This is a genomic window from Archangium sp., assembly GCF_036389735.1.
Taxonomy (GTDB): Bacteria; Myxococcota; Myxococcia; order Myxococcales; family Myxococcaceae; genus Archangium.
Map to the genome: position 1 here is coordinate 1 of NZ_DASVWK010001142.1, position 9,463 is coordinate 9,463.

5 protein-coding genes, 2 tRNA genes and 1 pseudogene are annotated in these 9,463 nt (G+C 69.8%); 5 read left to right on the top strand and 3 right to left on the bottom strand.

What is annotated here, in order from left to right:
• The first annotated feature begins 334 nt into the window (after nucleotides 1–334).
• The 5 genes from murJ (at nucleotide 335) to VF794_RS41140 (ending at nucleotide 5,454) form a co-directional block, all read left to right on the top strand.
• Nucleotides 335–1,927 (top strand): murein biosynthesis integral membrane protein MurJ, encoded by a 1,593-nt coding sequence (gene murJ, locus VF794_RS41120; RefSeq protein ID WP_414641026.1) that lies wholly within the window; start codon nucleotides 335–337, stop codon nucleotides 1,925–1,927.
• A 284-nt stretch (nucleotides 1,928–2,211) separates the two neighbouring features.
• On the top strand, nucleotides 2,212–4,290 hold the full coding sequence (locus VF794_RS41125; protein ID WP_331119436.1) for a S1 RNA-binding domain-containing protein: 2,079 nt from the start codon (nucleotides 2,212–2,214) through the stop codon (nucleotides 4,288–4,290).
• A gap of 126 nt (nucleotides 4,291–4,416) precedes the next feature.
• Nucleotides 4,417–4,490, top strand: a tRNA-Met gene (locus VF794_RS41130).
• An 85-nt stretch (nucleotides 4,491–4,575) separates the two neighbouring features.
• Nucleotides 4,576–4,649, top strand: a tRNA-Met gene (locus tag VF794_RS41135).
• 130 nt (nucleotides 4,650–4,779) lie between these two features.
• Nucleotides 4,780–5,454, top strand: coding sequence for a hypothetical protein (locus tag VF794_RS41140; protein ID WP_331119438.1), 675 nt, complete (start codon nucleotides 4,780–4,782; stop codon nucleotides 5,452–5,454).
• Between the two features lie 5 nt (nucleotides 5,455–5,459).
• On the opposite strand, the gene VF794_RS41145 is transcribed toward VF794_RS41140, so the two are convergent.
• The 3 genes and pseudogenes from VF794_RS41145 to VF794_RS41155 form a co-directional block, all read right to left on the bottom strand.
• Nucleotides 5,460–6,164, bottom strand: a complete 705-nt coding sequence (locus tag VF794_RS41145) for a 2OG-Fe(II) oxygenase (RefSeq protein ID WP_331119440.1) — start codon at nucleotides 6,162–6,164, stop codon at nucleotides 5,460–5,462.
• A 100-nt stretch (nucleotides 6,165–6,264) separates the two neighbouring features.
• Entirely contained in the window at nucleotides 6,265–8,967 is a 2,703-nt protein-coding gene (locus tag VF794_RS41150; RefSeq protein WP_331119442.1) for a hypothetical protein, read from the bottom strand.
• 85 nt (nucleotides 8,968–9,052) lie between these two features.
• Nucleotides 9,053–9,463, bottom strand: a pseudogene (locus VF794_RS41155) (DNA topoisomerase IB); the annotation flags it as partial.

A 9,463-nucleotide genomic window follows, 5' to 3' on the forward strand; every position in this document is an offset into this window, starting at 1 on the left:
GGTGGAGGCGGCGCGGGCATGGGCCTCGTACTCGTTGATGGTCTCCAGTTCGCGCGCCAGGACCTGGCGGACGAGCGCCACATCGGTCGAAAGGTCGTTATCTGGGGAACCGGCCATGGGAGCGCTGACCATCGCGGCCCGCAGGGGGGACCGTCAAGGGAAACCATGGGCCGGGGTCTTCTCGCTTCAAGCGGGTGAACGCTCCGCATAGAGTCCGGGCCGCTTGACCGTTCCCGCGCCCCGCACCGACGCTTCCCCCGTTACCGAAACCCGTCCCGTCTCCCCGGGAACACCCGCCCGAGGCGGAGGCGCGCTGCTCGTCGCGGCGGGCATCATGGCCTCGCGGCTCATGGGGCTGGTGCGCGAGCGGGCCTTCGCGCACTACCTGGGCAACGGGGTGCTCGCCGCGGTGTTCAAGGCGGCGCTGCGCATCCCCAACTTCCTGCAGAACCTCTTCGGCGAGGGCGTGCTGTCCGGCTCGTTCATCCCGGTGTACGCGGGGCTGCTGGGCAAGGGGGACACGAAGGAGGCGGATCGCGTCGCGGGGGCGGTGTTCGGGCTGCTCGCGCTGGCCATGAGCGTGATGGTGGCGGTGGGCATGCTCGCCACGCCGCTCTTCGTGGACACCATCGCCCCGGGCTTCGAGGGCGAGGCGCGGGAGATGGCCATCCGCCTGGTGCGCATCCTCTTCCCGGGCACGGGGATGCTGGTGCTGTCCGCGTGGTGCCTGGGCGTCCTCAACAGCCACCGGAAGTTCTTCCTGTCGTACCTGGCCCCGGTGGTGTGGAACCTGGCCATCATCGCCACGCTGGCGGTGGCGGGCTCGCGCGGGCTGTCCGAGGAGCGGCTGGTGGTGGTGCTCTCCTACGGCGTGGTGGTGGGCAGCTTCCTCCAGTTCGCCGTGCAGGTGCCCTCGGTGCTGCGGCTGCTCGGGGGCTTCCGCCCGTCCCTGTCCACGGCCAGCGAGTCCGTGCGTCAGGTGCTGCGCAGCTTCGGGACGGTGGTGCTCGGCCGGGGCGTGGTGCAGGTGAGTGCCTATGTGGACACGTCATACGCCTCGCTCATCGCCGACCGGGCGCTGTCCACGCTGACGTACGCGCAGACGATCTACCTCATCCCCGTGAGCCTCTTCGGGATGTCGATCTCCGCGGCCGAGCTGCCGGAGATGTCGCGCGCGGCCGGAGCGGGGGAGGAGGTGGCCGGGAAGCTGCGCACGCGGCTCGAGGCCGGGTCGCGCCGCATCGCCTTCTTCGTGGTGCCCTCGTCGGCGGCATTGCTCCTCATCGGCGACGTGGTGGCGGGTGGACTGCTGCAGACGGGCCGCTTCACCGCCGCGGACACGCGCTACCTCTGGTACCTGCTGATGGGCTCGTCGGTGGGCCTGGTGGCGTCGGCGCTGGGACGTCTGTACGCCTCGACCTTCTACGCGCTCAAGGACACCCGCACGCCGCTGCGCTTCGCGACCCTGCGGGTAGGCCTGGGCGCGGTGGCGGCCTGGTTCCTGGCGCTGCGATTGCCGGGACTGGTGGGCCTGCCAGAGCACCTGGGCGCGGTGTTCCTGACGATCACGAGCGGGCTGATGGCCTGGTTCGAGTCGCGGATGTTGCGGCGGGCGCTCGCCAGACAGATTGGGCCAGTGGGGTTGCCCCCGGGGCTCCTCACGAGGCTATGGGGAGCGGCGCTCGCGGCGGGCCTGACGGGGCTGGGCATCAAGGTGGCGCTGGCCCGGGTGCTGGGGCCCATGCCCCGGGTGATGGAGGAGTGGGGTGGGAGCCTCGTCCCCCCGCCGGCGCTGCACCCGGTGCTCCTCTTCCTGGCGGTCGTGCTGCCCTTTGGAGCGGTGTACTTCGGCATCACCGGGGCCCTGGGCATTCCCGAGGCCCGGGCCGTGCTTCAGCGGGTACTCCGCCGCCGGGCGGCCCGTTAACCTCCCACGCCTGGAGGGGGTGGGGGAGAGGGTTTCCCCCTCTCCGGGACGTGATCAGGGTAACCATGGGGTGAAGTCGGGAGCAGGCGAGCAGGCCTGCCCCCGGTCGTAGGGGATGGCACCTCCTGGATGTCGCGTTATGGAGGGGTTGCCGTCACGCTTCTTGGAAGATGTTGACTTGCGTCTTCCGTCCGAGCACGGCGCATGTGTAGAGTGCGCCGCCTTTTTCCCCAGCAAGGGGCATGATGTCCCACGCTGGCCATTCGTTCAGGAAGGTCCTGGCAGTGAGCGACGATAAGAACGGTTCCGTGGGTTCTGGTGGCGGCGGTCCGGGAGGCTTCGGTCCGAAGAAGCCCAAGGCCACCTTTGGCGACGTGATGCTCGGCATCCCGGCGGGCCGTGGCGGCGAGCGCGAGGAGCGCGGTGGCCGTGATCGCGACCGCCGCCCGGGTGGTGAGCGCGGTGGCGAGCCCCGTCCGGCGAAGCCGGAAGGTGAGGCGGGTGCCCAGCAGGCGGCCCCTCGCGAGGGTGCTCCCCGTGAGGAGCGCGGTGGCCGTGGCGGTGGCGAGCGCGGTGGCCGTGGCGGCGGCGAGCGTGGCGGCCGTGGTGGTGGCGAGCGCGGTGGCCGTGGTGGTGGCGGCGGCGAGCGCCGTGGCCAGGGCCCCATGGTGGTGGTCAAGCGCGCCTCGGGCGCGGTGGAGACGCGCGAGCTGGTGACGCCGTCCCCGACGGCCGTTGCCCCGACCGAGCCCGCGACGACCACCGAGGCTCCGGCCCCGGTGCCCGCTCCGGTCGCCTCGGCGGCCCCGCGGCCCACTCCGACGCCGGCCCCCAGCAGCGCTCTCTACGAGGAGGTCCCCGAGACGGAGTCCTTCGAGGAGATGTTCGCGGCGCAGCAGAAGGAGGGCGGTGTGCCCGGCCGCAAGGCGGTGCGCATCGGCGAGAAGGTCTCGGGCACCATCTTCCAGCTCGGCGCGGACACGGCCTTCGTGTCGCTGTCCAACGCCAAGAGCGAGGCGATGATCGAGCTGCGCGAACTCAAGGACGACGAGGGTGTGCTGCGCTACGGCGTGGGCGACACCATCGAGGCGCACGTCATCGAGGCGGGTGCCCGCGGCATCCTGCTGAGCCGCGCGCTGGCCAAGGGCAGCGCCAACATGGCGATGCTGGCCGAGGCCCGCGCCTCCGGCATGCCCGTGGAGGGCATGGTCCTCTCGGTGAACAAGGGCGGCGTGGAGGTGGCGATCGGCGACGTGCGCGCCTTCTGCCCCATCAGCCAGCTCGACATCCGCTTCGTGGAGAAGCCGGACCAGTTCGTCGGCGAGAAGCTCACCTTCCGCGTCACCGAGGTGAGGGATCGCAACGTGGTCCTCTCGCGCCGCTCGCTCCTCGAGGACGAGCAGCGCCAGCTGGCCGCCAAGACGCGCGAGACGCTCGCCGAGGGCAAGGTGGTCAAGGGCAAGGTCTCGGGCGTGCGTGACTTCGGCGTCTTCGTGGACCTGGGCGGCGTGGAGGGGATGATCCCCGTCTCCGAGCTGTCCTACACGCGCGTGGGCCACCCGAGCGAGGTGGTGAAGCAGGGCGATGAGGTGGAGGTGGAGATCCTCCGCATGGAGGCCGCCCAGCCCAACGCGCCGGAGAAGTCCAAGCACAAGGAGCGCATCACGCTCTCCCTGCGCGCCCGCCAGGAAGATCCGTTCAAGATGGCGCTCGCCGAGATCAAGGAAGGCGATCGGCTCCAGGGCAAGGTGGTTCGCCTGCAGGCCTTCGGCGCCTTCGTGGAGCTGCGTCCGGGCGTGGATGGCCTGGTGCACATCTCCGCGCTGTCCGAGCGCCGCATCGCGCACCCGCGCGACGTGGTGCAGGAGGGCGAGACGATCTGGGTACAGGTGGAGAAGATCGACGCGAACGACAAGCGCATCGGCCTGCGCCGCATCACCGAGGAGGAGGCCCAGCGCCCCGCCGAGGAGCGTCCGGCCGCCGCTGCCGCCGAGAAGAAGCCCGCCGAGCCCGCCGCGGCTCGTCCGAAGGTGGGCCAGGTGGTGGTGGGCAAGGTCGACCGCATCGAGCCCTACGGCGTCTTCCTCGCCTTCCCGGGCGGCAAGGGCCTGCTCCCCGCGAGCGAGACGGGCACCGAGCGCGGCACGGATCTGCGCAAGAAGTTCTCGATGGGCCAGGAGCTGAAGGTGGCCATCCTGGACATCGACGCTTCCGGGAAGATCCGCCTCTCCATCACCGCCGCCGAGCGGGCCGAGGAGCGCGCCGAGGTCGAGGCGTGGACCAAGACCCAGCAGCCGGTGGGTGGTGGCAAGAAGGGTCTCGGTACCCTCGCGGATCTGTTCAAGCAGAAGCTGGGCAAGTAGCGCTGTCAGGCTTCGAATCCGAGAGGCGCGGGATGAACCACGCGCCTCTCGGGGTTGGACTCGGGGCTGGATAAAAAGAGTTGACGGTACAGGGGGAGGGCGGTACTTACCCTCTCGCTTCGACGCCGCGGGGTGGAGCAGCCTGGTAGCTCGTCGGGCTCATAACCCGAAGGTCGCAGGTTCAAATCCTGCCCCCGCAACTCAAAAAGCCAGAGACCCTGTGGAAATGAATGACAGGGTCTCTGGTGTTTGAAGCAACGCAGTCCACAGCGCAGTAATCGATATCGCGGGGTGGAGCAGCCTGGTAGCTCGTCGGGCTCATAACCCGAAGGTCGCAGGTTCAAATCCTGCCCCCGCAACTCGAGACGGAACCCCGCTGGCGATGAGCCAGCGGGGTTTTGTCGTTTCTGGGCTCCCGCACACCTCCCCACTTCCGAAGTCGGCTCGGGGACATGACGTTTCCGGTCGGGGTGTTTAGCTTTCCTCCCGATGACCCGGAAGCACGAGGACGGCGCGACGAGCGAGCCGGCGTTGAGGGCGGAGATCCGAGCCAGGTTGGCATCCTGGCCGCGGGAGCAGCTGCTCGACTTCGCGGTGGAGCAATTCCTGGCGGATGCGGAGCTGCGGCACGCACTCGCCCGGCCGGAGGCTCCGTCCGGAGCCGAGGAGACCCTGGCTCGCGAGCTGCGGCGGGCCATCGAGGGCGCCATGCGCGTGCGGTACGTCGACTGGCGGGAGGTGCCCGGGTACATCGGCCGGCTGGAGCGGCTGCTCGGAGACATCCGCTCCTTCACCGAGGGCTACCCGGCGGAAGGCGTGTCCGTGCTGCGCTACTTCGTGAAGACGATTCCCCAGGTGTTCGACCGCATCGCGGACGAGGAGCAGCTGGCGCTCTTCTGCCGGGAACTGGCCCAGGTGGCGTTGGTGCTCGCGTCGAGGGTGCCGGGGGCGGTGCGCGAGGTGGCGGAGGAGCTGCTCGCGGCCTACGTCGCGGATGACCATGGCCGTTTCGCGGACGTGCCCGAGTTGCTGGAGGAAGCGGAGCTGCCGGGCGAGGTGCGGCGGGAGGTGGCCGCCACGGCCGAGGCGCTCGCCATGCAGGTGACGCGGACGAACCGCCACAAGTCCCAGGAGTTGGGCTCGCTGGCGGCCCGGTTGAGGTAGGAGGCTCAGCCCGCGCTGCGCTGCCGGTGCTCCTCCAGGTACGCCGCGAAGCCCGCCTTGGATTGGATGCGGAACTGGGGCAGGCGCGCCAGCACCTCGGGCGCGAAGGTGTATTGCTCACAGACGAGGCTCGCTCGCAGCGCGCCTTCTCCACCTCCCGTGAAGGGTTGCACCTCGTGCATCAGGTCCCCTCGGAAGTGCACCAGCATGCCCGCCCTCGGACGCACCTTGCCCCGTGGCAGGGCCCCGCGCGAGAGCACCAGCGCGCCTCCCTTCACGCCCTCGGGCACGTTCAGGTACAGCACGCTCACGTGCTCGGGGGTCGCGTCCGGCACGCCACTCGGCGCCTTGAGCGTCGCGTCGATGTGCCGGCCCACGCCTCGCCCGGCCTCCAGCAACAGCAGGTTCAGGTAGAAGGCGTTCGGCCTCCGCCGCTCCTTCCGAGCCCCGAAGAGCCGCTCGCGCCACGGCAGCAGCCCCCGCGAGCTCTCCGGATCCATGACCCGCGCGAGGTAGTCCCGCAGGAACGGGAAGCGCTCCTCCAGCGTCGCCCGCCCCGCCTCCGTGAAGATGAAGGCGAAGCCCCGACTGTTCTGGAACGTCCCCATCAGCGTGCTGCGCGCCACGAAGCGCGAGGAGAGCAGGGCCTCTCGCAGCGCCTCCAGCCTCGCTTTCGGCAGGGCGTTCAGGTGGGTGACGTACTCGCTCACTCCCCGCAGCGTAGCCTGGAACCTCCGCCCCACGCTCGAAGGGCGTGAGGGGTCCGGCAAGGGCAGGCGCCTGGCCGTGCCCCTGCCCTCCTTGGGCCAGCTAGCGTGGCAATTCCACCATCCACAACCCGCCGCCGCTCTGGCGGCTCCGGGTGAAGAAGACGCGGGAGGGATTGTTCACGTAGTTCACCCAGAGCACGTCCCGCGCCACGAGGCCGCTCGTCGCCCCGTCGCTGGTGCTGGCCGCGAGATCGAAGACGTACTCGCCCGAGGTCGGGTCCACCCGCCGGTTCACCGAGTACAGCAGCACCCGTCCGGACCAGAAGGGCCGCGCCATCCTCCAGTTGCTGCTCGAGGTGTACGCCTCGGGCGTCACCACCGTTGCCGGCCCGGAGCCATCCGTGCCGAACAGCTCCAGCGAGCCCCACTCATAGCCGCTCGGTGGGTTGCGCAAGACCGCCAGTCGCGGCGTACTGGCCACGTGCTCGTAATCGAGCCAGCTGGTGCCGGAGGACACCGGCTCCTGGGCCGCTCCTCCGGCGGTGGGGAACACCGAGACGCTCAGCTGGTAGGTGGGCTGCTGGATCATGGCGGCCACGTAGTCCCATGCGGAGGTGGCGACGAAGCCGCGCGAGTAGCTGCCGGTGAGCTCGACGAAGGCGCCGCTCTGGGAGGTGTTGGCGAGGAAGAGCCGGGGATAGGGGTAAGAGGTATTCGCGGACAGCTCCGCCCGCACCCAGCGCCAGTCCGGACTGAAGAAGATGGTGCCCCCAGTGGAGGGCAGCCCGGTGAGGACCACCGCCTCACCTCCATCGATCGGCAGGACGGTGAGCTGCCGGTTGCCCGCGGTGTCCGTGCCGTCGTAGGCGACGCGCGTGCCATCGGCGGAGAAGAACACGCGCTGGCAGCGGCAATCCGCCACCAGATCCCGTCGGCCGGTGCCATCGGCCGAGATGAGGGAGAGGGTGGCGGGTCCATCAACGACGGCCGAGTGGATGAAGGCCAGCCGGGTGCTGTCTGGGGCCCAGACATGGTCGTAGACGTACTTCTGGGGCTCGACCAGCAGCGGCGTGCCGGCCGGGGTGTACGTGGTGAGCTTGCGCAACAGCCACCCGCTGCTCCTTTCGGTGTACACCACCGCGCTCCCATCCGGAGCGGGTCCGCGGTCCGGGAGGTACGAGCCATAGCCCAGGTTCACCTTGCGTTTGCCAGCGAAGTAGTACGCCGTGAGGTACCCGAGGTCACCCGAGCTGTAGCTCTTCTCCTTGAAGAACGCCGTTCCGCCCACGTTACGAAATTCCGTGAAGTAGCCAGCGGACGTCACCAAGGAGGGGCTCGTCCCATCCGACATCGCTCGCCGCAGAGAGCTGGAGCTCGTGCACGGGTCGGAGGGGTAGTAGCTCGTCCAGACGAGGGTGGCGGAGTCGGCCAGGAAGAAGGTCTCGTTGAAGCCGGCGTGGGAATCCAGCTTGCGCACCGTGGGAGGGCTGCCGAGCGTCACCACCGACAGGTTTCCCAGGCCGACGCGGCCGAAGCATCCGAACGGGCTGTCCGACCGGTCGGTGCTGTAGGCCACGTATTGCTCGTCGGGCGAGGGGAAGAAGGCCTTGGGCGCATCGCTCGAGAGCTTCGTCATGGCCACGCCGGGATAGTCGCCGAGCGGAAGCGTGCAGAGCTGTGGGGTGCCGCTGCCCCCGCACTGGCGCGGCGAGGCACAACTCCCGCAGGTCACCGTCCGGGGCCGCCCACAGCGGTCCACGTCCGAGACCGTGCCGCAGTTGGCCCCACGCGTGCCGCAGAAGGCCGCGTCCGACTCGGAGGTGCAGCCGCACACGTTCCAGGTGTTGCCACCCCCGCAGGTCTCGGGCGCGGTGCAGGTGCCGCAGCTCGACACGTAGCGTGAGTTGCCGCAGCTGTCCTTGGTCGACAGCGAGCCGCAGTTCTTCCCGAGACGCTGGCACACCTCCTCGTCCGTCTCCGGATTGGGGGTGCAGCCGCAGACGTTGGCCGTGCCGCCACCGCCGCAGCTCTTGGGGTTGGTGCAGGTGCCGCAACTCGACACGGTGCGCGCCGCGCCGCAGTTGTCAGCGCCGGAGACGGTGCCGCAGTTCTTGCCCAGCCGGGAGCAGAAGGTCGCGTTCGTCTCGGGCGTGCAGCCGCAGACGTTGGCCGTGCCGCCACCGCCACACGTCTGAGGGGTGGTGCAACTGCCGCCACAGGAGGCGGTGCGCGGCTGTCCGCAGTTGTCGGCCGCGGTGACATTGCCGCAGTTCTTCCCCAGGCGGGAGCAGAGGGCCGCGTCCGTTTCGGACGTGCAGCCGCAGACGTTGGCCGTGCCGCCACCTCCGCAGCTCTGGGGCGCGGTGCAGCCTCCGCAATTCACGGTGCGGTTGCCCCCGCAGTTGTCCAGGGCCGTCACGCCGCCGCAGTTGTTGCCCAGCCGAGAGCAGAGGGCCGCGTCCGTCTCGGGCGTACAGCTGGGACTGCCGCAGACGTTGGCCACTCCACCGCCGCCACAGGTATGCGGCGCGGCGCACCCGCCACAGTCGGCCATCCGGCTGGCACCGCAGTTGTCCGTGCCGGTGAGGGGACCACAGGTCTTGCCCTGCCTGCCGCAGAACGAAGCATCGGACTCGGGCGCGCAGCCGGCATCCGGGGGCGTCGCCCCGCCGTCGTCCGGGAGCGTCGTCCCTCCGTCGTCCGGGAGCGTCGTCCCTCCGTCCGTGGGTCCTCCTGGGTTTTCCGGCAGGGTGGGGTCACACCCCAGCAGAAGGCACAGGGCGAGCAGCGAGAGAATTCTCATGGGGGGCTATCCGTCATCGCGGGCCGCGCGCGCATCGTGCGGGCCTCGGTAGGAGGCTACCGGTTTCGCGGCCAGAAATGTACCCCTAGACCGTCGCCTGTCCTCCCGCCGCGGCGCAGGCCGTGCCGTCCTCCAGCATGTCCAGCAGCGCCTTCTCCGCGCCGTGCAGTGACGGCTTCTCGTGCCGCACCAGCTCGTCCACCGAGTGGAAGTAGCGGTCCACCACACGCCCCCGCTCGAACATCGCCAGCACCGATGGGTAGATGTACGAGTCACGAGCAACCGCCGGCGTGTTCCCCAGGTGCTCGGACACCTCCTTCACCGCCGCCACCATCGTCTTCTTCGCCGCCTTCGCACCGTCCTTCGCGGCCACCTCGCGCACTCGACTCCTGGCTCGCGCCAGCGCGCACGCGCAGATGAGCGTCCCGCCCCACGTGCGGAAGTCCTTCGCGCTGTACTGCGCCCCCATCACCTCCTGGATGTACTCGTTGATGTG